Below are 25,535 nucleotides of genomic sequence, written 5' to 3' on the forward strand. Positions count from 1 at the left end.
TTGATAAAAACTTATGTTAGTATGAGTGTATAAACAATTTAATACAGAAGGGAAGTGAATCTGGTGGAGACTAAGAAGAATTATCGCATATTTAAATTACATTTTGATTGGGCATATCTGATTATATACTGGTCAATCACCATCTCACTTCTATGTTTTAGCATTAGTTTGTTTCTTGAATTTTTAACGATTGATGTTCGAAATACACCATTATTTATTTTGTTTTTAGTAATGGCTTTTTTAGGAACTGGCTTTCAAGCTAAATTATATAATCAAGCAATTATTATTTCTAATTTTAGAGGAATCTATCGTAAAAAAATTAACCTTGTTGATGTTGCCTATATTTCTGTTGAAGATAAGGAACTTGTTTGGCAACTGAACAACCAAAAGAAATTGGTTCGGATTGGCTTAGATGAAAAAGATGTCGATCTTTTTATTCAGTTGATGAAAGAGGCTCATGTTGTCGTTCGGGATAATAGAAGCGAAAAAAAGAAACATGCTTCTAATTTTCCATTAGGGAAATTAGAAAATAAAAGCTATTAATTATTGTTAGTAGTTTAAAAATAGGTAGGGTGGAACTCGTTGAGTTTTCCCTACCTATTTTTGATTAGATATAGTTTAAAGTAAAACAAGAGTGACTTTTTGTCGTGTTTATACCTTTAAAAGATAAGAGCTAGAAGGTTCAGAGTTGAACTGTGTTCAATCTGTATCATGTTTCTAAGGATTAGAAATCCTAAGAAGCATGACAATCCTTAGAAACATAACAATCCTAAGAAGCATGACAAGAATTATGACAAAAAGCATGACAATCTATTGTTTGTGAACGTTTGTTGCTTGAGGACCACGACTACCATCTACTACATCAAAAGTGACTTCCTGATTTTCTTCAAGGGTTTTGAATCCATCTGATTCGATTGCTGTAAAGTGAACAAAGATATCTTCACCATCCGCTGTCTCAATGAATCCATAACCTTTTTCGTTGTTAAACCATTTTACTTTACCTTTTTGCATGTACGTTCCTCCTCAGTTCAAAATGATAAGTGCTAAGTAATAAGTAAAAATGTCACTTTTTACCTATCTACTTCTATTATAAAAATAAAATAGGTATACGTCAATCAAAGACTGTTAAAACGCTTTCTTAAAAAATTAAGAATGAAAGTTAAAAAGAACGTTTAAAAGAAATGGTGCTGAAAAGTATTTAGTGTATAATAGAGTTAAATCATAACAATTAGTTAAAAATCACTAGTAGTGAGATAGGGAGTTGATCAACTTATGACGCAAACGGATATTCAGATTGCACAAGCTGCAACCTTAAATAAGATACAAGATATTGCTTTAAAAGTAGGCTTAACAGATGAGCAAATTGAACCTTATGGGCATTATAAAGCTAAATTGACAATGGATGCTTTAAAATCGTTGGAAACCAAAGAAGATGGCAAATTAATCTTGGTAACTGCCATTAACCCCACACCTGCTGGAGAAGGAAAGTCGACGGTTACGATTGGCTTAGCAGACGCGCTATCACGTTTAGGTAAGCAGACTATGATTGCTTTAAGAGAGCCGTCTCTTGGACCAACAATGGGCATTAAAGGTGGTGCAGCAGGTGGAGGTCATGCACAAGTTGTACCAATGGAAGATATTAACTTGCATTTCACTGGCGATATGCATGCGATTACGACTGCAAATAATGCTTTATCTGCGTTTATAGATAATCATTTACATCATGGAAATGAGTTGGAAATTGATACAAGACGGATTTTATGGAAGCGTGTTGTTGATTTAAATGATCGCTCATTGAGACATGTAAATGTTGGGTTAGGCGGTCCTATGCAAGGTGTGCCAAGAGAAGATGGCTTTGATATTACTGTAGCAAGTGAAATCATGGCAATTCTTTGTTTAGCAAAAGACTTAAAAGATTTAAAAAACCGATTAGCAAATATCTTAATTGGGTATACAGCTAAAAAGAAACCTATTTTTGTGAGAGATTTAGAAGTAGAAGGCGCCTTAACCCTTTTATTAAAAGAAGCTTTAAAACCAAATCTTGTTCAAACCTTAGAACATACACCTGCCATTGTTCATGGTGGACCATTTGCGAATATTGCTCATGGCTGTAATAGTATCTTGGCAACTCAAACAGCTTTAAAATTGGCTGATTATACAGTAACAGAAGCTGGATTTGGTGCTGATTTAGGTGCAGAAAAATTCTTAGATATTAAAGTGCCACAATTAGGTAAAGCACCAAATGCTATTGTAGTTGTTGCAACAATTCGTGCCTTAAAAATGCATGGTGGGATTCCATTAAAAGCGTTAAATGATGAAAACCCTGTTGCTGTGGCTGAAGGTTTTGCAAATTTAAAGAAACATATTTTTAATATGAAAGCATATGGAATACCTGTTGTTGTTGCAATTAATGCATTTGTCTCAGATACAGAAGCTGAAATTGATATTGTAAAGGAATATTGTGAGGCGATTCATGTACCCGTTGCCTTAACAGAAGTTTGGGAAAAAGGCGCTGCAGGTGGTTTCTTACTCGCTGAAAAAGTCATTACAGCAATTGAAGCTGAAGAGACTCATTCTTTTACACCGCTTTATGATGTAGCTGAACTTTCTGTTCCTGAAAAAATAAATAAAATTGTGAAGAATATTTATGGTGGAAGACAAGCGAATTTCACTAAAAAAGCATTGAATCAGATAAAAACAATTGAGGAAAATGGTTGGGAGAAGCTTCCCATTTGTATGGCCAAAACACAATATTCTTTATCTGATGATCCTCATTCATTGGGCGCTCCAACAGGATTTGATGTTACTATCAGAGAGCTTGTCCCAAAACTAGGTGCAGGATTTATTGTTGCTCTAACAGGGGATGTAATGACCATGCCAGGGTTGCCGAAGTATCCAGCTGCTCTTAAGATGGATGTTGGAGAAAATGGCGAAGCAATTGGTTTGTTCTAATTTAGATAGAAAAGAGCGATTTTTCGCTCTTTTTTTATGAGAAAATTAGATAAATTGATGGCATGATAAAAAGGAGTGGCTAAAATGACAGGACTACATCATTTAGAAATTTATGTTGGTGATTTACAGAGAAGCAGACAGTTTTATCAGTATTTACTACCGAAATTAGGCTATACATTATTTCAAGAGTGGCAAGCAGGATTTAGCTATCAAGCAACGGATGGCTCTTATCTTGTTTTTGTACAAACGAATAAAGAATATCTTGCTAATGGCTATCATAGATGCAATATTGGCTTAAATCATTTAGCCTTTCAAGTAGCTTCAAAAAAAGAAGTAGATGATTTCCAACATGAATTAAAGCTTAGAAATGTGACGTTGTTGTATGAAGAGAACTATCCATTTGCTGGTGGTGAAAATCATTATGCTGTTTTTTTTGAAGATCCAGATAAAATCAAGCTTGAAATTGTGTCAAAGTGAAAATGAAGCTTCATTCAAAAAGAAATAGCAATTTCACTTTCAACTTGAATTTGATATAATGAAAAAAGTGAATATAAGAGGTGAACAAAATGAGAGATATCCATGTAGAAGGTTTAAGAAAAACATATGGTGAGAAAGTTTTATTTAATGACATCTCATTTAGCATTTCTGAAGGAGAACGTGTTGGCTTAATTGGTGTGAATGGAACCGGTAAGACAACTTTATTAAATATTTTAGCAAATGAGGATAGTAAAGAAGCTGGTGAAATTCAAACTGCTAAAGATTATCGGATTGGTTATTTAAAACAACAGCCACATTTAAATCCAGATCAAACCGTTTTTGATGCTATTTTTGAAGGAGAAACACCTATTTTAAAAGCCGTCCGATTGTTTGAAAAAGCTGTTACAAATTTAGGGGAATATCCTGAAAATGAGCAATATCAGAAACAATATTATCAAGCAGAACAAGAAATGAATGCACAAAATGCTTGGAATGCGGATACTGAAGCAAAAACTATTTTAAGCAAATTAGGTGTACCAAACCTAAATGAACAAATAAAAAATCTTTCTGGTGGTCAAAAGAAACGTGTTGGCTTAGCTCAAGTCTTAATTCAAGCACCTGATTTATTGCTACTTGATGAACCAACAAACCATTTAGACTTTGAATCCATTCAATGGTTAGAGAATTATTTGACACAATATAAAGGCTCATTATTATTAGTAACCCATGATCGTTATTTTTTAGACCATGTTGTCAATCAGATGTTTGAGTTAACTCATGGAAAGCTGATGACTTATAAAGGAAATTACGAATCTTATTTAAAAGAACGTGCAGAAAGAATGGATGAAGCACAAAAACAAGAGCAAAAAAGAAAACAATTGTATACCAAAGAACTTGCTTGGATGAGAGCTGGAGCAAAGGCAAGGACGACAAAGCAACAAGCAAGAATTGATCGCTTTCATGATTTAGAAACCAATTTAAATCAGGTACAAATTGATGAAACAGTGGAATTAAATGTAGAAGGAAGTCGTTTAGGAAAACGTGTTTTTGAAATCAAAGAGGGCGAACTTCAGTTGGAAGGTAAGCAGTTGCTTGAACAGTTTAATTTGCTGGTTCAAACCAAAGACCGTATTGGGATTACTGGCTTAAATGGAACAGGAAAATCGACTTTACTCAATATTTTAGCAGGAAGAATCCAGCTAGATAGCGGTTCATTGATTGTGGGAGAGACTGTCAAAATTGCTTATTATACGCAAATGACAGAAGCGATGGATCCAAACAAGCGAGTGATTGCATATTTACAAGAAGCGGGAGAAGAAATTGAAACCAGTAATGGTGTTAAAATGAGTATTACAGAATTATTGGAGCAATTTCTATTTTCACGAGAAACCCATGGTACCTTAATTGGTAAGTTATCTGGTGGTGAGAAACGCCGTCTCTATTTACTAAAACTATTAGTTGAACGACCAAATGTGTTATTATTAGATGAGCCTACCAATGATTTGGATATTGCAACTTTAACCGTTTTAGAAGATTATATTGAAAGCTTTGCAGGAGCCGTTATTACTGTTTCTCATGATCGCTATTTCTTAGATAAAGTTGCTGAAAAATTATTAATCTTTAAAGGAAATGGTCAAATTGAAACCTATTTAGGTGCAATGACAGATTATTATTTATCACAGAAAAATGAAAAAACGATGATTCAGACACCAACAAAAGAGAAAGCAGAGAAAAAAGTTGTAGTAAAGGCCAAAGAAAAAACGAAGTTAACCTACAGCGAGCAAATTGAGTGGGAAACGATAGAAGAGGCCATTTTCTTAATTGAGGCAGAAATTGAAGCCATTCAAGAGGAAATGAATCAAGGTGAATCTGACTTTGCTGTCTTACAACAATTACAAGAAAAATTAGATCAAAATACCAATGAACTTGAAGCAAAAATGGCACGTTGGGAATATTTAAGCGAATATATTGAATAGTGGGGGAATAAACAAATGGAGCAAGCATATTTAGACTTAGGCAAAAAAGTATTAACAGAAGGGCAAAGTAAAACAGATCGTACTGGAACAGGAACCAACAGTGTTTTTGGACATCAAATGCGATTTGATTTAGCTAAAGGGTTTCCTTTATTAACGACTAAAAGAGTGCCAATGGGTTTAATTAAAAGCGAATTGTTATGGTTTATTAAAGGGGATACAAATATCCGTTATTTACTACAGCATAATAACCATATTTGGGATGAATGGGCTTTTGAGCGTTATGTAAAAAGCACTGATTATAATGGACCTGATATGACTGATTTTGGTCGTCGTTGCTTAGTGGATGAAGCTTTCAATACGGTTTATCAAGAAGTATTGGCCGATTTTTGTAAAAAAATTGTTGAAGATGAAGACTTTGCTAAAAAGCATGGTGACTTAGGCAATATTTATGGTTCACAATGGCGTCATTGGAAAACTTCTAAAGGAGAAATGATTGACCAATTAAAAGATGTGATTGAAATGATTCGTACCAATCCTGATTCAAGAAGACTCATTGTTTCAGCTTGGAATCCTGAAGATGTCCCATCAATGGCGTTACCTCCTTGTCACACGATGTTTCAATTTTATGTGGCAGATGGTAAATTAAGCTGTCAATTATATCAACGTAGTGCGGATATTTTCTTAGGTGTCCCTTTTAATATTGCAAGCTATGCTTTATTAACGCATCTAATTGCTCATGAAACCGGTCTTGAAGTTGGAGAATTTGTTCATACATTAGGAGATGCTCATTTATATAGCAATCATTTTGAGCAAATGAAGGAACAATTATCAAGAGATGTTAGAGCATTTCCAACTTTACAACTCAATCAAGATAAAACAAGTATTTTTGATTTCGATGTAGATGATATTACCATTGAAAATTACCAACCACACCCAGCAATTAAAGCACCTATTGCGGTTTAAAGGGAGGAAATGAAGATGACACTAGCATTTATTTGGGCACAAGATGAAGCAGGAACAATTGGCTTAGAAAATAAATTACCTTGGCATTTACCCAATGATTTACGCTTCTTTAAAGAAAAGACATTAAAGCAAGTGATTGTTATGGGAAGAAAAACCTTTGAAGGAATGGGCAAACGCGCTTTGCCTGGTAGAAAAACGATTGTTTTAACGACAGATTTAAACTATCAAGCAGATCAAGTTGCCATCATGCATAGTAAAGAAGAAGTATTAGCTTTTGCAAAAGAGTATGAAGGAATAACCTATATTACTGGTGGTGCAAATATTTATCAACTTTTTTTAGAGGATGCAACGCTGCTGTACCGAACTGTGATTCATGAGAAGTTTCTTGGAGATACGGTGTTTCCTAAAGTAAATTGGGAAGAGTGGCAATTAGTAGAAAAAATAGAAGGTCAGCTTGATGAAAAAAATAAGTTTGCTCATTCTTTTGAGAAGTATGAAAGAAACGCATAACACGATAATTTTGTATAAAAAAACTGATTGAGCATTGCTCAATCAGTTCGTATAAAGTAGTAAGCCTAGACTGGTTTACTACTTTTTTATGCATATAATAAAATTGAGAAGTAAATTAAGGCAGTACCTAGTAACACAAACAGATGCCAGACAACATGCATATATTTTACATCACGCATGCTATAGAAAATCGCGCCGACTGTGTAAGCTAAGCCACCAGATAGCAAGAGCATAAATCCAGTTAAGCCAAGACCACCCCATAGTTGCTTGATTGCTACCATACAAATCCAGCCCATCGCTACATATAAAACAGTAGAAGCCTTTTTAAATTTGTCAATCCAAAGAGATTTATAGATAATACCTAGGATAGCAATGGCCCAAACAGTCAGAAATAAAATCCAACCTAATCTTCCACCAATCGTCACTAAACAAAGTGGGGTATAAGAACCAGCAATTAAGATGTAAATACTGCTATGGTCAAAAATTTGGAAAACTTTTTTAGCCTTAGTAAAAATTAAGCTATGGAAAAGCGTTGAGCATAGATGGAGCAAAATAATACTAGAGCCATAAATTGTATAAGAGACGAAACGTAGGCTGTCACCTGTTTTTGAGGCAGATATCAATAAAACGACCAAACCTGCAATGCTAAGCACAACACCTATTCCGTGTGTCACCGCATTTAATACTTCATTTAGAATCTCATATTTTCTTGTTGCTTTGACAGGTTGCATAAACATCACTCCAATTTTTTTTAGATTCATCATCAACAGAGTATACGAAAAAGTTAGAATCTGTTATACTAGTTTCATGATTAAAACGTTTGTTTTTTGTTAGGTGTTTTAAGATAAGCGTTAAACTATAGATTATTTATGTAGTATATCATGAAATTTAAATTTGATATATACAAATTATGGGAGAGATTACAAAATGAATAAAATTAAGATTGTCACTGACTCTTCGGCAGAGTTAACGCCAGAGGAAATCGAAGAATTTAATATCACGGTATTACCTTTGAGTGTCATGATTGATGATGTTGTGTATATTGATGGGGAAAATTTATCAAAAGTTGAATTTATGGAAAAGATGCCGTTAGCAAAAGCATTACCTAAAAGTAGCCAACCACCAATTGGTAAATTTATTGAAACATATGATGCCTTAGGTGAAGATGGCAGTGAAATTATTTCTATTCATATTACTGAGTCTTTAAGTGGGACGGTAAATGCTGCAAGACAAGCAGCACAATTAAGTAAAACAAATGTAACGGTTTTAGATAGCCTATTTACTGATAGAGGGTTGTCCTTCCAAGTAATCGAAGCTGCTAAAATGGCACAAAAGGGTGCTTCAAAAGAAGAGATTCTGGCACGCATTGAACATGTAAAAAATAATACAAAACTTTATATTTGTGTTGTTACATTAGAAAACTTAGTGAAAGGTGGCCGCATTGGTCGCGTAATGGGGGCAATTTCTAGTCTTTTAAATGTAAAAGTGATGTTTGAATTAGTTGGTGGAAATTTAGAAGTGTTGGTAAGAGGGCGTGGAATGAAGCCAATTAATCAATGGATTACTTCACTAATTGAGACTTTAAAAAGCAAGACCAATATAAAAGAAATTGGTTTTTCACATGCAGCAGCATTTGAATATACAAATGGCATGATGCAACAATTTAAAGAAGTCTTTCCAAATGTTCCGATGCCAGTTAGACAAACTGGTCCAGTTATTGCAACACATACAGGTAAAGGTGCTTTTGCGATTATGTATTATACAGACTAATAGCAGTCTGACAAAAGAGCAGATTGCTTCAATCTGTTCTTTTTACTATCATGAAAACAAGATTTAAGAAGGTGAACAAATGAAAAAAAGAACAAAAATGATTCTGAGTGTTTGCGTATTCCTTTTGATTGGCGGTGCTTACTTCATTTATCAATGGCAATTTAAAGGAGACAAAAAAGTAACTGAATCGAGCCATTTGACGCTAGTTTCCATCGGGGATTCATTAACTGAAGGTGTTGGTGATGGAAAAAAAGAGGGTGGATATGTTGGCTTGTTGACTGAAAAGCTAAAAGCAGAATACCCTAAATTAGATGTTTCTTCTCATAACTATGGTATTAGTGGGGAGAGAAGTGATCAAATTTTAGAACGAATCAAAGAAGATGAGGCATTAAGAGAAGCTATTGAGGAAGCACAAGTTATTTCAATCACTGTTGGTGGAAATGATGTAATGAAAACTTTTAAAAGCAAACTTTTAGATATTACAGAAGAAGATTTTGAAGAGCCTGGTGAGGAATATCAGGAGCGTATTCAAGAAATCTTTGATGAAATTAGAAGCTTAAATAGTGAGGCAGCTATTTTTATTTTAGGAATTTATAATCCATTTTATGTCTATTTCCCTGAAATTACTGAACTTCAAAGCGTCATTGATCATTGGAATGAAGGAACAGAAAAAGTAGTCAATAAGCAAAAAAATGCTTACTTTGTGCCAATTAATGATTTATTGGAAAAAGGCGATACAGAAAAGAAAGAAAATTATGAAAAGAAAAAAAATAAACTGCTTTTTGAAGAAGATAACTATCATCCAAATGAAGCAGGTTATGAAAAAATGGCAGAGCGCTTATTTGAAAATATTGTAGCCGAAGAAGAAAATTGGCATTAAAGAGGTGGAAAGTGTGGAAGAAAGTCGTCGTACTTTAAAACAAAAAAAACGTAAAGACCCCACTAAAAAAAGAAATAAGTGGAAAATAGCTTTTCTTTTTTTAGTAGGAATCTTACTGATTGTCACATTGTGGATTGGTGTGAGTGTATTCAGTAAACCAGCAACAAAGGATCAATCTGATTTGATTCTGAAAGATGCAACACAAGTCCCATTTGAAATTGCAGCAAATAAAGTGGATATCAATACAGTTGTTGCACATTATCTTGAAGATTTTACAAAAGATAGTGAGATTAAATACTCATTGATTCTGGATGAACAAGCTGAATTAACTGGGACTTTCCAAATATTTGGTCATGATGTGTCTTTTAGTTTATTCTTTGATCCTTATGTAACTGAAGATGGTAATGTTCAATTAAAAGCAACACATTTAGCAGTTGGGGATTTAGATTTACCGATTTCATATGTGATGAACTTTGTGGCAAAAAATTATAAGATTCCGAGTTGGGTAACAGTTGATTCAAAAGAAAAAACTATTTTATTGCGTTTAGATAAATTTTCATTTAATAGTGGCACTCAAATATCAGCTGAGAAAATTGACTTAAAAAACAATGATATTAGATTGAAGGTTTACCTTCCGTTGAATCAAGAAGTAAAAGCCACACAATAAAGGAAGATGCACATGCGTAGAAGTTTTTATCATTATTTAATGACCCAAAGAGATCCTCATAAAAAAGATGCCATTACTTTGTTTGCTAATGATGCTTATTTAGATGTTAGCTTTCCAAAACAATCAGAGTCTTATTTAGAGCTCACACATTATTTAGAAATTAGTGTAGATTATTTGCCAAGCATGACCATCTTTGATGAAGCTTGGGAAGCGTATTTACACTTTGATCAATAAATAGCAAAAAACATTAATGGAGGTTATCAAATGAGTATTCATATTGAAGCGAAAAAAGGACAAATTGCAGAAACCGTTTTACTACCAGGAGATCCATTACGTGCAAAATATATTGCGGAGACATTTTTAGAAGATGTTGAGCAATATAATCGTGTACGGAATATGTTTGGCTACACTGGAACTTATAAAGGTCATCGTGTTTCAGTTCAAGGAACTGGCATGGGACAACCATCCATGATGATTTATGCACATGAATTAATGGTGGATTATGGTGTTCAAAACTTAATTCGCGTTGGAACTGCTGGTGGGATGCAAATGGATGTTAAGATTCGTGATGTTGTCATCGCTCAAGGGGCAACAACAGATTCCAGAATCAATCAAAATACCTTTCCAGGTGTTGACTTTGCACCAATAGCTGACTTTGATTTATTAAAAGCTGCTTATGATGTAGGTACTGAAAAAGGGTTGACCATTAAAGTTGGTAATGTTTTATCAGCTGACCGCTTTTATAACGATGAATTAGATAAGAAAAAACTAGCAGATTATGGTGTGTTAGCTGTTGAAATGGAAGCAGCTGGCTTATATACATTAGCTGCAAAGCACCATAGAAGAGCTTTAGCTATCCTGACAATCAGTGACCACCTTTTCAGTGGAGAAGCAGAAACTAGCTCTGAAGAGCGTGAAAAGACCTTTAATGATATGATGATTGTTGCGTTAGAAGCAAGCTTAAAAATGAAATAGAAGGGAGTGCCTGTTGATGTCAAATCAAGAATTAGAACCTAAAAAAAAGAAAGTCCTGACCATTCAACCCATTACTTATCTTTTTAGTATGTTAGCTGTTATTGTGCTGTCAGTAGGCATTACTTATGCTGTAACAGCAAATCCTTCACCACTAGCAAATAATACTAGTAAAGAAGAAGCAAAAAAAGTTGATGAAGAATTCAAAAAATTCTCTCAAGTCTATCATGATATCACTGAAAAATATTATGATGATGTAGATAGTGAAAAATTAATTGAAGGTGCATTAGCTGGAATGACTGCTTCTTTAGAGGATCCATACTCACAATACTTGAATGTTGAAGAGGCCAGTGCTTTAAATAGTTCGATTTCAGCAAGCTTTGAAGGCATTGGTGCAGAAGTCAGCATTCAAAATGGGGATGTGACCATTGTTTCTCCAATTGCTGGTTCACCAGCTGAAAAAGCTGGTATATTACCGAATGATATTGTCACAAAAGTTGGCGATACTGAGGTTAAAGGTATGGACTTAGGGCAAGCTGTGAACTTAATTAGAGGAGAAAAAGGAACCGATGTTTCCTTAACCATCCAAAGAGGTACGCAAACATTTAATTTAACCATCACAAGAGATACCATTCCAGTAGAAACCGTCATCAGTAAAATGGATGAAAACAATCCAACTGTTGGTTATATTAAAATCACCAGCTTTTCAGAGCCGACTTACAACGAGTTGAAGCAAGCAGTAATAGATTTAAGAGAAAAAGGTGCAACCTCGTTTATTTTAGATGTCAAACAAAATCCAGGTGGCTTACTTGATCAAGCAATTGATATTTCAAGTATGTTTATGGAAGATGGACAAACGATTTTACAAGTCCAAGGAAAAACTGGAGATCCAAAGATTTATCAAGCAAGTTCTTCAAAAAACAGAGATTTCAAAGTTACTGAACCAGTAGTTGTTTTAATTGATGAAGGAAGTGCAAGTGCTTCAGAAATATTTGCAGCAGCACTTCAAGAATCTGCCAATGTTACATTAGTAGGTGTAACAAGCTTTGGTAAAGGAACGGTTCAGACTATGTTACCTTATCAAGATAATAGTGAATTAAAGATCACCATTGCTAAATGGTTAACGCCTAGTGGCAACTGGATTCATGAAAAAGGTATTGAACCAGATGTTGAAGTAGCGTTACCAGATTATGCCAAACTGACTTTAATTGACAGTAAAGAGAAGTATCAAGAAAGTGACTTATCTGATGGCGTTAAAAATATTGAAGCAATGTTGGCCGCTTTATCTTATGATTCAGGAAAAGTAGATGGATTCTTTGATGCGACAACAAAAGCTGCGGTAGAAAAATTCCAGAAAGATCAAAATTTACCTGTAGATGGTATTGTTACTGGAGATACTTCATATAAAATGATTGAAAAATTAAGAGAATTACTCTTGAAAAATGATACACAATATCAAAAAGCATTAGAAATTCTTGAAAAATAAGTTGGAAAGCACTGAATAAAAATTATTCAGTGCTTTTTCTATAGATTGATTGACTGCAACTCCTTTTGCACCTATACTTTAAGAATAAGCAAACTAATTCTTTTTAGGTTTAATTGGTGAAGTTTTCTTCACTATTCAGGAATTAGCATCACTTAATAAAATATTAATCATGAATTATGCTAAAATGATAGTTTTTTTTCTTCTTTTTTAGTATGATTAATTTATAAAGAATTCAGGTGAAAGATTTGAAAAAAAGTTGGAGAGATCATTTATGGGACTGGTTTAAAGCCATACTTATTGCCTTAGCTTTTACACTTGTGTTAAGAAATTTTGTCTTTATTCCTGTAGTGATTGATGGAACATCTATGGCTCCAACCATCGAAGGTAATGACCGCATACTGATGACATCCTTTTCAGCCATTAAAAGGTTCGATGTGATTGTATTTCAAGACAGTAAAGGGAAAACCTATGTGAAACGAGTAATTGGTTTACCAGGTGAGAGAATTTCTTATAAAGATGATGCTTTATATATAGATGATCAACAAATAGATGAAAAATTTTTGAGTCAATATCAAGATGAAAAGGTAAATAAACATGAATTATGGACTTCAGATTTTACATTAGAAGAAATTACAAGTAAAAAAACGGTGCCTAAAAATCAGTTTTTTGTTTTAGGAGACAATCGAAGATCTAGCAAAGATAGCCGTTATTTTGGTACAATTAACGAAAATCAAGTGATTGGAAAAGTCATTTTCATTTATGGTCCAAGAGAACATATCGGGTTCATACACAAATAATTTTATAACGAGAGAAGGAAACAAATTGGATCATTTTTCAAACAATCAGCAATTACCCTCTAGAAGTCAAATTCATGGGACTCGATCAGGTTCAGAAAAAGGAAAGAAGAGCAATAAAAAGAGTGATTTAGTCAGTTTTGGTGTAACAATTGCCATTAGTTTAGCCATTGTCTGGTTAGTGCATCGCTTTTTATTTATTCCAGTGATAGTAGATGGAAAATCTATGGCACCAACATTAGCAGATCAAGATCACCTAATTGTAAGCAAAGTAACGACTATTGATCGTTTTGATGTGGTTATTTTTCCTGCACCAGATGATCCAAAACGAGAGTATATTAAACGTGTAATTGGTTTACCAGGAGATAAGATTGAATATAAGAATGATATTTTATATGTAAATGATAAAGCCTATGAGGAACCCTATTTGGATGAATATAAATCAGACTTGGTAACAGGTGAGTTGTTGACACCTGATTTTATATTAGAAGATATTCAAGGCGTTAGCGTTGTACCAGAGGGGCAGATTTTTGTTTTAGGAGATAATAGAAAAGTATCTCATGATGGTAGACAAATTGGCTTTATTCAACAAGATAAAATAATTGGTGAAGCAAAATTGCGTTTTTGGCCTTTAAATAAAATTGGGACCATTCCAACGAATGGACAGGAAAAATAAGGAGAAAAGAGTGGCATAAAGGCCATTCTTTTTTTGAGAAGGAGTAAGAAAATGACAATACAGTGGTTTCCAGGCCATATGGCTAAAGCAAGAAGAGAAGTTTCTGAAAAAATAAAATTAGTAGACATTGTCTATGAATTAGTAGATGCACGTTTACCTTTATCAAGCCGTAATCCGATTTTAGATGATATTATTGGTCAAAAACCAAGAATTATTATTTTAAATAAAAGTGATTTAGCAGATGAAGCACAAACAAAAGCATGGATCACTTATTTTGCTAATGAGGGCATTTCAGCTATCCCAATTGTGGCACAAGAAGGTAAAGGAATGAACAAAATATTAAGTACTTCTAAAGCCTTATTAAAAGAGAAATTTGATCGATTCAAAGCAAAAGGAGTGAATCCAAGAGCCATTCGTGCAATGAGTATTGGTATTCCTAATGTTGGGAAATCAACCCTAATTAATCGTATGGTGAAAAAAAATATTGCAAAAACCGGAAATAAGCCTGGTGTCACAAAAGGACAACAATGGTTAAAATTTGGTAAAGAGATTGAATTGCTAGATACGCCTGGTATTTTATGGCCTAAGTTTGAAGATCCAATGATTGGCAAAAAACTAGCGTTAACAGGTGCTATTAAGGATACTTTGTTAAATATGGATGATATTGCCTTATATGGCTTAGCTTTTTTCAAAGAAAATTATGCGCAGCAATTAGAGAAAAGATATGCTTTAACAAAGGAAGAGGCTCAGTTAGAGCCACCAGAATTATTAATGCGTATTAGTGAGAAACGTGGTTTTAGAGATGATTATGATCGTGCCAGTGAAATGGTGATTTATGAAATTAGAAGTGGAAAATTAGGGCGCTTTACCTTAGACATGGTCCCTGTTTCCCTAACTGAATAAGGTGATAAAGATGAGTCAAACAATTCAAGAAGTAAAAGCACTGCTTCAGACGATTCAGAGTGAAACAGATCCATTATTTGTAGCACTCTTAAAAGATGAACGAAAAGGTGTACAAACACAGATTGTTAGCTGGCGCAAAAAGCAACTTAAACAGCAACAGTTAGAAGAAAAGTTTCAGGAAATGCTACAATTTGAAAAAGAAATTTGGCATAATGGGCAAACCTATATTGCTGGCATTGATGAAGTTGGAAGAGGTCCTTTAGCTGGTCCGGTTGTTGCAGCTGCAGTGATTTTACCCAAAGATTTTCATGTTTTAGAAATCAATGATTCAAAGCAATTATCTGAAAAGAAACGCCAAATGCTTTTTGAAAAAATTAAAGAAGCAGCGATTTCAATTGGTGTTGGTATTATTGATGAACAAACCATTGATCAAGTCAATATTTATCAAGCTTCCAAATTAGCAATGGTGCAAGCAGTTGAACAGCTAAATCCTCAACCAGAATATTTATTGATTGATGCCATGACCCTACCGCTTCCTATGCCACAAGAAAACCTCATTAAAGGGGATGCACGAAGCATTTCAATAGCTGCGGCAAGTATTGTTGCCAAAGTGATAAGAGATGAAATGATGAAAGATTATGGACAGACTTATCCTGGTTATGACTTTGAAAATAATGCTGGATACGGTACTAAAAAGCATTTAGAAGGTCTTGGAAAACATGGGATTACTCCCATCCATCGTAAAACCTTTGCGCCAATTAAAGATTATATTAAATAAAAAAGAACTTTTTTGCATATATTGTATTTGAACGCAATGATATGTAAAGGAGTTTTTTTATGAATAAAGAAGAGCTTAAACAACAAATTTTTCATTTATTTCACTGTAAACACATGACGACCAAAGGGATTATTTACTGTATTGCTGCCTGTATTGATCAAGCAGAAATTTCCCCTTATGAGTTAGCTTTAATTGCTCAACTACCTAAAGGTGTGATTCATGATTTTTTAGAAAGTTATCATCAAGTGGATATTCCTACTTTAGTCGCACGTTATCAAGAGCAAAATATTAAATGGTTTACAATGATTGATACCTGTTATCCTTCATTATTTAAAGAAATGGATTGCCCGCCAGTCTTATTATTTTATCAAGGAGATATTAGTTTACTTTCAAAAAAGAAAATGGCTGTTGTTGGATGTAGGAAAATGAGTCAATATGGAAAACGAAGCTTACAATGTATTTTACCTGGCTTAATCAAAGAAGATTATGTGATTGTTAGTGGTTTAGCCAGAGGAATTGATACTTGCTCTCACCAACTCGCACTTTCGTTAAAAGGCAAAACCATTGGGGTAGTAGGAGCTGGATTAGATGTTGTTTATCCAAAAGAAAATGCTTTTTTACAAAAGAAAATTGCAACAGAACAATTATTGCTATCAGAGTACCCCATTGGTTCACCACCAAAAAAATATCATTTTCCAATGAGAAATAGAATTATTGCGGCGCTTGGGCAAGGTTGTTTGGTTGTAGAAGCTAAAAAAAGAAGCGGTAGTTTGATTACTGCAAATTTAGCATTAGAATATGGAAAGTCAGTGTTTGCAGTACCTGGGAGTATTACAAGTGCCTCCTCAATGGGAACCAATGAATTGATTCAACAAGGTGCTAAATCAGTTTATCATGCACAGCACATTTTAGAGGAATTAGGCTAAAAAAGAGACAAATTTTGTGGTTATTATATAGTAGGAAAAAAACTATCTGTTGACAAAGACCCCTCAGATAGCATAAGATGGGTTACGATTTGGATGATTGATTTATTGATGCTATCCAAGCTAGTTAACGATAAATAAATAATAACCTTTAATGGAAGGAGTTTCTTAATGGCTTATAAATATTTAGTAATAGTGGAATCACCTGCTAAAGCGAAAACAATTGAAAAGTATCTTGGGAAAAATTATAAAGTAGTAGCAAGCGCAGGACATGTAAGAGATTTACCAAAGAGTAAAATGGGGGTAGATGTTGAAAACAACTATGAACCTCATTATATTTCAATTAGAGGTAAAGGTGAATTAATTAGAAATTTAAAAAAATATGTTAAAAAAGCAGATAAAGTTTATCTCGCAGCCGATCCGGATCGCGAGGGAGAAGCGATTGCTTGGCACCTTGCGACTTTATTTGGATTAGACAAAGAGGATAAAAACCGTGTTGTATTTAATGAAATTACCAAAGAAGCGGTTAAAGAGGCTTTTAAAGAACCTCGTGCTTTAAACATGGATTTAATTGATGCACAACAAGCAAGACGTATCTTAGACCGCTTAGTTGGCTATAACATTAGTCCGATTTTATGGAAAAAAGTCAAAAAAGGCTTAAGTGCAGGTCGTGTACAATCTGTTGCGCTTAAATTGATTATTGACCGTGAAAATGAAATTCGTCGCTTTAAACCAGAAGAATATTGGACAATTGGTGGTAATTTTAAAAAGCAAACAAAGAAATTTAAAGCTGCTTTTTATGGCGTAGATGGTAAGAAAAAAGCCTTATCCAATGCTGAAGATGTAAAAGAAGTGATGTCTAAACTAAATGGTAAAGACTTCGAAGTCGCTAAAGTTGTGAAAAAGGAACGTAAAAGAAATCCAGCATTACCTTTTACAACAAGTAGTTTACAACAGGAAGCTGCTAGAAAATTAAATTTCAGAACAAGAAAAACAATGATGGTTGCACAGCAATTGTATGAAGGGATTGCAATTGGTAGAGGTGGAGCAGTCGGTCTGATTACCTATATGCGTACCGATTCAACACGTATTGCTGATAGTGCCAAAGGTGAAGCAGCTGGATTTATTCAAGAAACTTACGGAAAAGAATATACTGCTACTGAAGTAAAAGTAACGAAAAAAGCGCAAGGCGCACAAGATGCTCATGAAGCCATTCGTCCTTCAAGCGTGTTAAGAACACCTGAAGAAGTCGAAAAGTATTTAAGTAAAGATCAATTAAAACTTTATAAATTGATTTGGTCTCGTTTTGTAGCCAGCCAAATGAAACCAGCTATCTTTGATACGATGACAGTTGATTTGGTTCAAAATGATGTCCTATTTAGAGCGAATGGCTCAAAAGTTAAGTTCCCAGGTTTTACCAAAGTCTATATTGAAGGCACAGATGATGGTAGTGAAGAAAAAGAGAATATTTTACCAGATATGGAAAAAGGCGATCTTGTCAAATCAGTTGATATGGAGCCGAAGCAACACTTTACTCAGCCACCACCACGCTTTACAGAAGCAAGACTAGTTAAAGCATTGGAAGAAAACGGAGTTGGGCGTCCATCAACTTATGCACCCACTTTAGAAACTATTCAAAGAAGATATTATGTGGCTTTAAAAAGTAAACGTTTTGAGCCAACTGAGTTAGGTGAAATTGTAAATGGCTTAATTGTTGACTTTTTCCCTCAAATTGTTGATATTCATTTTACTGCTGAAATGGAAAAAGAGTTAGATGAAATCGGTGTAGGGCATCAAAAATGGGTAACTGTTATTGATAAATTCTATCAACCATTTAAAATTGAACTTGAAAAAGCTGAAGAAGGCATTGAAAAAATTCAAATTAAAGATGAACCAGCTGGCTTTGATTGTGAGCTTTGTGGTCATCCAATGGTGATTAAAATGGGTCGTTATGGAAAATTCTATGCATGTAGTAATTTCCCAGAATGTCGTAATACAAAAGCCATTGTTAAAGATACAGGGATTACTTGCCCAACTTGTGGTAAAGGACATATTATTGAACGTAAATCTAAGAAAAATAGACTTTTCTACGGTTGTGATCAATATCCAACCTGTGAGTTTGTTTCATGGGATAAGCCAATTGGTAGAAACTGTCCAAAATGTGACCATTATTTAGTTGAGAAGAAACTAAGAGGTGGCAAGCAAATTCAATGTAGTAACTGTGATTATAAAGAAGAAGCACAAAAATAAATCGCAATATTGTTTGAAAGGATGATTTAATGACTGAACAATTTATTAATATCATTGGAGCTGGCTTAGCTGGGAGTGAAGCTGCTTGGCAAGCTGCAGAGGCTGGTGTACAAGTTCATTTATATGAAATGAGACCTGTAAAAAATACAGAAGCACATCATACTTCAGATTTCGCTGAATTGGTCTGTACGAATTCATTGAGAGGCAATCAAGTAACGATTGCTGCTGGACTTTTAAAAGAAGAAATGCGCTTATTGAATTCTGTCATTATTGACATGGCAGATCAACATGCTGTTCCTGCTGGAGGCGCTTTGGCTGTAGACCGTGATGGCTTTTCTGCAGCTGTAACAGAGAAATTAAAAAATCATCCAAATATTACAGTATTTTCTGAAGAAATCACTGCTATTCCTGATGGTATTACGATTATTGCAACAGGACCGCTAACTTCTAGTCCTTTAGCAAAAGCAATTGCTGAATTTACAGAGGAAGATGGCTTATATTTCTATGATGCTGCAGCACCAATCGTAGATAAAAGCACAATTGATATGGATAAGGTTTATCTAAAATCACGTTATGATAAGGGAGAAGCAGCCTATTTAAATTGTCCAATGACAAGAGAAGAATTTGATGCCTTCCAAGATGCCTTAATCCATGCAGAAGTTGCGCCACTTAATACTTTTGAAAAAGAAAAATTCTTTGAAGGCTGTATGCCAGTTGAAGTCATGGCTGCTAGAGGGCATAAAACCTTATTATTTGGACCAATGAAACCAGTTGGCTTAGAGGATCCTAAAACAGGTGAGCGACCTCATGCAGTGGTTCAATTAAGACAGGATAATGCAGCAGGTTCTTTATTTAACTTAGTCGGTTTTCAAACACATTTAAAATGGGGCGAACAAAAACGGGTCTTCCAAATGATTCCTGGTTTAGAAAATGCTGAATTTGTTCGTTATGGTGTGATGCATCGCAATACTTTCTTAAATGCACCAAAGCTTTTAAATGCAACCTATCAAACGAAGAAACGTGTCGATTTATTCTTTGCAGGACAAATGACGGGTGTTGAAGGCTATGTTGAGAGTGCTGCAAGTGGTTTATTAGCAGGGATAAATGCCGCTAAACTATTAAAGGGTGAAGAACTAGTTGTCTTTTCAAATGAAACAGCAATTGGGAGTATGGCTCATTATATTACACATACTGAAGGTAAACATTTCCAACCAATGAATGCAAACTTTGGAATTTTAGCGCCTTTAAAAGAAAAAATTAAAGATAAAAAGTTAAGAAATGAAGCTTATGCAGCACGAGCTTTAGAAATTGTAGAGAATTATAAGAATTTTCTATAAATGAGAGAGAATGAATTGTATTCCCCTAGCTATTGTGATAAAGTGACTTTGTCCATAGAAAGGGGGATTTTTTATGGAGAAAAAAGAAGCCATCCAAATATTTTTAACCTACTTAATGACAGAAAGAAACTACTCTGAGCTAACCAAAAAAGCTTATGAAGAAGATATTGCCTCTTTTAGCAATTTTCTTGAAGCATCAGGTGATGGCAATTTGGAAAATGTCACAACACAAGATGTTCGTGTTTATTTGGCTTATTTACAAGAGGAAGCCTATAGCAGAAATTCAGTTTCTAGAAAAATATCTAGTTTACGCGCTTTTTATCAATTTTTATTAAAAAATCAATTAGTAAATGAAAATCCTTTCTCTTATATCCAACTCAAGAAAAAAGCATTAAAATTACCACACTTTTTCTATGAGAAAGAATTAGAAGTCTTTTTTGAGGCAGCTCAAGGGGATTCAATGCTTGATAAGCGTAATATTGCTTTAATTGAAGTCTTATATGCCACTGGGATTCGTGTGAGTGAGTGTACATCCTTGAAAATGCAAGATATTGATCAAGAATTAGGGGTCTTATTGATTCATGGAAAAGGGAATAAAGAAAGGTATGTTCCTTTTGGCCAGTTTGCGGCAGCAGCAATTGAAAACTATTGTCGTGAAAGTCGCGGAATACTAATGGAGAAACATCATAAGGAACATCCTTATTTATTTGTAAACCATTATGGGGATCCCATCACAACAAATGGGATTCGCTATGTTTTAAATCAAATCATCAAAAAGAGTAGTTTGACCAGTCATATTCATCCTCATATGTTGCGGCATACATTTGCGACACATTTGTTAAATAATGGCGCTGATATGCGAACTGTGCAAGAGCTACTAGGGCATGCGAGTTTATCTTCAACACAAATTTATGCCCATGTAACAAAAGAAAATTTACAGAAAAATTATAGATTATTTCATCCAAGACCATGATAGAATAGAAGAAGAAACGAGTTTTAGGAGGTAATAGAATGACAACTTTTCACGCAACAACAATTTTTGCAGTTAAACATAATGGGAAATCTGCCATGTCAGGTGATGGGCAAGTTACAATGGGAGAATCTGTTGTAATGAAAGCCACTGCAAGAAAAGTTAGAAAAATATATAATGGTGAAGTATTAGTAGGCTTTGCAGGTAGTGTTGCAGATGCTTTTACACTAGAAGAGAAATTTGAAGCAAAATTAAATGAATATGGTGGCAACCTAAAACGGGCAGCTGTTGAATTAGCACAAGAATGGCGTACAGATAAAATGATGCAAAAACTAGAAGCACTTTTAATTGTGATGAATAAAGAGGAAATGCTAATGGTTTCAGGTGGTGGAGAAGTGATTGAGCCTGATGATGGTATTTTAGCGATTGGTTCTGGTGGCAATTACGCCTTAGCAGCAGGTCGTGCTTTAAAAAAACATGGCGAAAAATTAAGCGCAGTAGAGATTGCACAAGAAGCATTAACTGTTGCGGCAGATATTTGTGTCTTTACGAACCATAATATTATCGTAGAAGAATTATAGATAGGATGTGTACCAAATGAATACAACAAAAACGCCTAGAGAAATTGTAGAAGAATTAGACCGCTTTATCGTTGGTCAAGCCGATGCGAAAAAAGCCGTAGCAGTTGCTTTGCGTAATCGTTATCGTCGCACCTTATTAGATGCGGAAATGCAACAAGAAATTACCCCAAAAAATATGTTAATGATTGGCCCAACCGGTGTTGGTAAAACTGAAATTGCTAGAAGATTAGCAAAAATTGTGAATGCTCCTTTCTTAAAAGTAGAAGCGACAAAATTTACTGAAGTTGGTTATGTCGGCCGTGATGTTGAATCAATGGTTAGAGACCTTGTTGAAGTGAGTATTCAAATTGTTAGAAAGAAACAACATAGTCAAGTTTATGTCCAAGCGGAAAAAAATGCAATTGATCGCTTAACAAAGCTGTTAGTTCCTGGTATTAAAAAAGAACAAAAGAAAAATGCAACGAATCCTTTTGAAGCAATGTTCCAAAATATGAATTTGCAGCAAGAAGAAGAAAAAGAAGAAGTGAATGAAACGATTACAACAAATCGTGCACAAATAAAAGAGCAAATTAGAAATGGTCTGCTTAATAACAGAGAAATTACCATTGAGGTGGATGAAGTTAAGAAACCAATTGGTGCCATGGGCAATGGTTTAGAGCAAATGGGGATTGACTTAAATGATACCTTAAGTGCATTAACTCCTAAGAAAAAAGTGAAGCGCAATGTAACGGTGAAAGAAGCAAAAGAAATTCTGATTCATGAAGAATCTGAAAAGCTAGTTAATGATGAAGATATCCATAGTGAAGCGATTTTACATGCGCAAAACAATGGGATTATCTTTATTGATGAAATGGATAAAATTGCCTCGCAAGGAAGCCAAGCTGGTCAAGTATCTAGAGAAGGTGTTCAAAGAGATATTTTACCAATTGTTGAAGGCTCTCAAGTAAACACTAAATATGGACCCATTCAAACGGATTATATTCTCTTTATTGCTTCAGGAGCATTCCATGTTGCCAAACCAAGTGATTTAATCCCAGAACTTCAAGGTAGATTCCCAATTCGTGTTGAATTAGATAATTTAGATGCAAAGGATTTTGTACGTATCTTAACAGAACCACAGCATTCTTTAATCAAACAGTATGTTGCGATGTTAGCAACTGAAAACATCAATGTAACCTTTACAATTGAGGCGATTGAACGCTTATCTGAAATTGCTTATCAAGTCAATAATGAAACTGACAATATTGGTGCTAGAAGACTGCATACCATTTTAGAAAAATTACTGGAAGAATTATTATTTGAAGCACCAGATATGGGAATGGGGGATATTACCATAACTGAAAGCTATGTGAATGACAAGATTGAATATATTGTAGAAGACAAAGATTTAAGTCGCTACATTTTATAATAAAGAAAAGAGGGAATAAAATGAGTTTATTAGATAAAACTCGAAAACTAAATGCAATGCTTCAACAAAATGGAAGAGTATCGATGGGGGAAGAAGCTTTACCTTTTACTAATATGGCCATGACCTTAGGGGATATTATTGATGCCAACACTTACATTATTGATAACAAAGGGATTTTGTTAGGCTATAAAGAAAAGCATGAGATTAACAATGAACGTGTTAAACAAATGCTTGTTGACCAAAAATTTCCAATTGATTATACCGATAATCTAAGAAGTATCACAAGCACTGAAGCAAACATTGGTGTTGAAAGTGACTATACAGCATTTCCTGTAGAAAATAGAGATTTATTTAATCAGGGATTAACAACTATTGTACCCATTACAGGGGCTGGGGTTCGCCTAGGTACACTAATTTTGGCTAGGGTTGATGCTGCTTTTACAGATGATGATTTATTACTAGCTGAATATGGCTCAACTGTTGTTGGGATGGAGATTATGCATGTTCAATCCATTCAATTAGCAGAAGAAGTGAGAAGTACAGCTGTTGTACAAATGGCCATTCGCACTCTTTCTTATAGTGAAATGAAAGCTGTAAAAGCTGTTTTTGCGGAATTAGATGGATTAGAAGGACGTCTAACCGCTTCAAATATTGCGGATAAAGTTGGGATTACTAGATCAGTGATTGTGAATGCACTTCGTAAATTAGAATCAGCGGGTGTGATTGAATCTCGTTCTTTAGGAATGAAAGGGACTTATATTCACATTAAAAATGAAAATTTCTTAAAAGAATTAGACAAAGAAGTAATTTACTAAGATTTTTAGGAAGTGATAGACAGTGGCATTTGGTGTAAAAAAGAATGAGTTAAAGCGTTATAAAGAAAATGTGACCAATAATGAGTTAGCTGTTTTAACTCATTATTGGTCAGATGACCGCTTTCCAGATAGCAATACCGTCACAAAAGTTGCAGCAAACGACTTAAAAACACTTAAAGTATGGGGAAAGAAGCTACAACTCTATGACTTTATGATTGATCCTGAAAGTACCAAAATTCCACATTTTGATTTATTTGGGTCAATCCAAGTTCGTGTGCTAAAAGAGCTACAACGTTGGAATATGTTAGATAGGTTTCACTTAATGACTGAACACGAATTGGAGGAAGAAGTTATGCCGATTGTATTAAAAAATGAACAACTCACTGTTGAAGTAAATCCACAGGGTGCTGAGTTAACCAGCATTAAAGATAATCATTCTGAAATTGAGTATTTATGGTCTGCTGACCAAGCATTTTGGGGGAGACATGCACCTGTTCTTTTTCCAATTGTTGGGAAACTAAAAGATGACCAGTATCAACTGAATGGTCAAACATACCAAATGACACAACATGGCTTTGCTAGAGATGGCTTTTATGATGTGGTATCTCAAACAGATAAAGCTGTTTCTTTAAGACTAGAATCTAGTGCAGATACAAGAAAGCAATACCCTTTTGATTTCACCTTAACCATTACTTATACTTTAGAGGATCGTACAGTTAGAACAAGCTATCATGTTGAAAACGGCTCACAAGAAGTCCTGCCATTTTCGATTGGTGCTCATCCTGGCTTTAATGTACCTTTGGTTGAAAATACAACATTTGATGACTATTATTTAAGTTTTTCTCCAAGAAAAACAAGAACAATGATTCCTTTAGTGGGTCCTCATATCGATTTAAATGGTCGAACATTAGGGCAAACAAATACTGAAATCAGCTTAAATCGTGCTTTATTTAAAAATGATGCTTTGATTTATGAAACAAATGGAGAAAATACTTTTTCAATTAAATCAGATAAGACAGAACATGGGATTGATGTAACCTTTAAAGATTTTCCTTACACAGGAATATGGTCTCCCTATCAAACCGAAGCACCATTTGTTTGTATTGAACCTTGGTTTGGTATTGCGGATAGTGTTGATAGTACTGGGCAGTTTTTAGATAAATTAGGGTTACGTAAGTTAGATCCTAAGCATGAATTTGAAACTTATTTTGATATTACTGTTTATTAAAAAAATGAGGGCGAGACAAAACGTTAACGTTTTGTCTCGCCCTCTTAAATTGCTTCTGAAAAACCATAAATTACCTCTATAGACGGTGGCCAAAAGGCAGGTTCGGTCTGCAATTGTCAAGAACCACTGTAAACGTAGTGAACAGATGCTGATTGATACCTACTACGCTACGCTTCGATCACAACAAATTTATAAGGTTCAGAGTCGAACAAGTTCGAT

General features: G+C 34.5%; 26 protein-coding genes. 24 read left to right on the forward strand and 2 right to left on the reverse strand.

Annotated features, from left to right (window positions below; translation table 11 throughout):
• Positions 1-63: 63 nt before the first annotated feature.
• Positions 64-543, forward strand: coding sequence for an EbsA family protein (locus tag BMW29_RS05810; RefSeq protein ID WP_143047336.1), 480 nt, complete (start codon positions 64-66; stop codon positions 541-543).
• 267 nt (positions 544-810) lie between these two features.
• On the opposite strand, the gene BMW29_RS05815 is transcribed toward BMW29_RS05810, so the two are convergent.
• Positions 811-1,011: a cold-shock protein gene (locus BMW29_RS05815; RefSeq protein ID WP_092651287.1), complete on the reverse strand. Its 201-nt coding sequence runs from the start codon at positions 1,009-1,011 to the stop codon at positions 811-813.
• A gap of 261 nt (positions 1,012-1,272) precedes the next feature.
• Here BMW29_RS05815 and BMW29_RS05820 point away from each other — a divergent pair, with 261 nt between their 5' ends.
• The 5 genes from BMW29_RS05820 to BMW29_RS05840 all read left to right on the forward strand — a co-directional run bounded on the left by BMW29_RS05820 (position 1,273) and on the right by BMW29_RS05840 (position 6,878).
• Positions 1,273-2,952, forward strand: coding sequence for a formate--tetrahydrofolate ligase (locus tag BMW29_RS05820; RefSeq protein ID WP_092651290.1), 1,680 nt, complete (start codon positions 1,273-1,275; stop codon positions 2,950-2,952).
• Positions 2,953-3,036: 84 nt separating this feature from the next.
• Complete coding sequence (locus tag BMW29_RS05825; protein WP_092651292.1) at positions 3,037-3,429, forward strand: VOC family protein; 393 nt, start codon at positions 3,037-3,039, stop codon at positions 3,427-3,429.
• A gap of 89 nt (positions 3,430-3,518) precedes the next feature.
• Positions 3,519-5,405: an ABC-F family ATP-binding cassette domain-containing protein gene (locus BMW29_RS05830; RefSeq protein WP_092651295.1), complete on the forward strand. Its 1,887-nt coding sequence runs from the start codon at positions 3,519-3,521 to the stop codon at positions 5,403-5,405.
• Between the two features lie 15 nt (positions 5,406-5,420).
• A complete protein-coding gene (locus tag BMW29_RS05835) occupies positions 5,421-6,368 on the forward strand; it encodes a thymidylate synthase (RefSeq protein ID WP_092651298.1) in 948 nt (315 codons plus the stop codon).
• A gap of 15 nt (positions 6,369-6,383) precedes the next feature.
• On the forward strand, positions 6,384-6,878 hold the full coding sequence (locus tag BMW29_RS05840; RefSeq protein ID WP_092651301.1) for a dihydrofolate reductase: 495 nt from the start codon (positions 6,384-6,386) through the stop codon (positions 6,876-6,878).
• A gap of 86 nt (positions 6,879-6,964) precedes the next feature.
• Here the strand turns inward: BMW29_RS05840 and trhA are convergent, their stop codons facing one another.
• Positions 6,965-7,609: a PAQR family membrane homeostasis protein TrhA gene (trhA, locus tag BMW29_RS05845; protein WP_092651304.1), complete on the reverse strand. Its 645-nt coding sequence runs from the start codon at positions 7,607-7,609 to the stop codon at positions 6,965-6,967.
• 196 nt (positions 7,610-7,805) lie between these two features.
• Between trhA and BMW29_RS05850 the strand changes: the two genes are divergently transcribed.
• From BMW29_RS05850 to BMW29_RS05935, 18 genes are all read left to right on the forward strand, one after another.
• Positions 7,806-8,648: a DegV family protein gene (locus tag BMW29_RS05850; RefSeq protein ID WP_092651306.1), complete on the forward strand. Its 843-nt coding sequence runs from the start codon at positions 7,806-7,808 to the stop codon at positions 8,646-8,648.
• A 79-nt stretch (positions 8,649-8,727) separates the two neighbouring features.
• Positions 8,728-9,528, forward strand: a complete 801-nt coding sequence (locus BMW29_RS05855) for an SGNH/GDSL hydrolase family protein (protein WP_092651309.1) — start codon at positions 8,728-8,730, stop codon at positions 9,526-9,528.
• A 13-nt stretch (positions 9,529-9,541) separates the two neighbouring features.
• Positions 9,542-10,195, forward strand: coding sequence for a YpmS family protein (locus BMW29_RS05860; protein WP_177165690.1), 654 nt, complete (start codon positions 9,542-9,544; stop codon positions 10,193-10,195).
• Between the two features lie 12 nt (positions 10,196-10,207).
• The gene (locus tag BMW29_RS05865) at positions 10,208-10,429 is read left to right on the forward strand and encodes a YozE family protein (RefSeq protein ID WP_092651313.1); all 222 of its coding nucleotides are present in this window, start codon (positions 10,208-10,210) and stop codon (positions 10,427-10,429) included.
• 30 nt (positions 10,430-10,459) lie between these two features.
• Complete coding sequence (gene deoD, locus BMW29_RS05870; RefSeq protein WP_092651315.1) at positions 10,460-11,170, forward strand: purine-nucleoside phosphorylase; 711 nt, start codon at positions 10,460-10,462, stop codon at positions 11,168-11,170.
• Between the two features lie 16 nt (positions 11,171-11,186).
• A complete protein-coding gene (locus BMW29_RS05875; protein ID WP_092651318.1) occupies positions 11,187-12,653 on the forward strand; it encodes a S41 family peptidase in 1,467 nt (488 codons plus the stop codon).
• A gap of 245 nt (positions 12,654-12,898) precedes the next feature.
• The gene (lepB, locus tag BMW29_RS05880; RefSeq protein ID WP_092651321.1) at positions 12,899-13,450 is read left to right on the forward strand and encodes a signal peptidase I; all 552 of its coding nucleotides are present in this window, start codon (positions 12,899-12,901) and stop codon (positions 13,448-13,450) included.
• A gap of 25 nt (positions 13,451-13,475) precedes the next feature.
• Positions 13,476-14,123 carry a signal peptidase I gene (lepB, locus tag BMW29_RS05885; protein ID WP_245706241.1) on the forward strand — a complete coding sequence of 216 codons (648 nt, stop codon included), beginning with the start codon at positions 13,476-13,478 and terminating at the stop codon, positions 14,121-14,123.
• A gap of 51 nt (positions 14,124-14,174) precedes the next feature.
• Positions 14,175-15,026, forward strand: a complete 852-nt coding sequence (ylqF, locus tag BMW29_RS05890; RefSeq protein WP_092651326.1) for a ribosome biogenesis GTPase YlqF — start codon at positions 14,175-14,177, stop codon at positions 15,024-15,026.
• Between the two features lie 10 nt (positions 15,027-15,036).
• A complete protein-coding gene (locus BMW29_RS05895) occupies positions 15,037-15,804 on the forward strand; it encodes a ribonuclease HII (protein ID WP_092651328.1) in 768 nt (255 codons plus the stop codon).
• Between the two features lie 59 nt (positions 15,805-15,863).
• On the forward strand, positions 15,864-16,730 hold the full coding sequence (gene dprA / locus BMW29_RS05900; RefSeq protein ID WP_092651331.1) for a DNA-processing protein DprA: 867 nt from the start codon (positions 15,864-15,866) through the stop codon (positions 16,728-16,730).
• Positions 16,731-16,898: 168 nt separating this feature from the next.
• The gene (topA, locus tag BMW29_RS05905; protein ID WP_092651334.1) at positions 16,899-18,977 is read left to right on the forward strand and encodes a type I DNA topoisomerase; all 2,079 of its coding nucleotides are present in this window, start codon (positions 16,899-16,901) and stop codon (positions 18,975-18,977) included.
• 29 nt (positions 18,978-19,006) lie between these two features.
• On the forward strand, positions 19,007-20,314 hold the full coding sequence (gene trmFO / locus BMW29_RS05910; RefSeq protein ID WP_092651335.1) for a methylenetetrahydrofolate--tRNA-(uracil(54)-C(5))-methyltransferase (FADH(2)-oxidizing) TrmFO: 1,308 nt from the start codon (positions 19,007-19,009) through the stop codon (positions 20,312-20,314).
• A 73-nt stretch (positions 20,315-20,387) separates the two neighbouring features.
• On the forward strand, positions 20,388-21,287 hold the full coding sequence (xerC, locus tag BMW29_RS05915) for a tyrosine recombinase XerC (RefSeq protein ID WP_092651339.1): 900 nt from the start codon (positions 20,388-20,390) through the stop codon (positions 21,285-21,287).
• Positions 21,288-21,325: 38 nt separating this feature from the next.
• The gene (hslV, locus tag BMW29_RS05920; RefSeq protein ID WP_092651342.1) at positions 21,326-21,865 is read left to right on the forward strand and encodes an ATP-dependent protease subunit HslV; all 540 of its coding nucleotides are present in this window, start codon (positions 21,326-21,328) and stop codon (positions 21,863-21,865) included.
• Between the two features lie 16 nt (positions 21,866-21,881).
• Positions 21,882-23,273 (forward strand): ATP-dependent protease ATPase subunit HslU, encoded by a 1,392-nt coding sequence (hslU, locus tag BMW29_RS05925; protein ID WP_092651344.1) that lies wholly within the window; start codon positions 21,882-21,884, stop codon positions 23,271-23,273.
• Positions 23,274-23,293: 20 nt separating this feature from the next.
• Positions 23,294-24,088, forward strand: a complete 795-nt coding sequence (gene codY, locus BMW29_RS05930) for a GTP-sensing pleiotropic transcriptional regulator CodY (protein WP_092651347.1) — start codon at positions 23,294-23,296, stop codon at positions 24,086-24,088.
• Between the two features lie 352 nt (positions 24,089-24,440).
• Positions 24,441-25,316 (forward strand): aldose 1-epimerase family protein, encoded by an 876-nt coding sequence (locus BMW29_RS05935; RefSeq protein ID WP_092651377.1) that lies wholly within the window; start codon positions 24,441-24,443, stop codon positions 25,314-25,316.
• Positions 25,317-25,535: the final 219 nt, after the last annotated feature.

Origin of the sequence: Isobaculum melis, from assembly GCF_900111355.1 — a bacterium.
Classification (GTDB): Bacteria; Bacillota; Bacilli; order Lactobacillales; family Carnobacteriaceae; genus Isobaculum; species Isobaculum melis.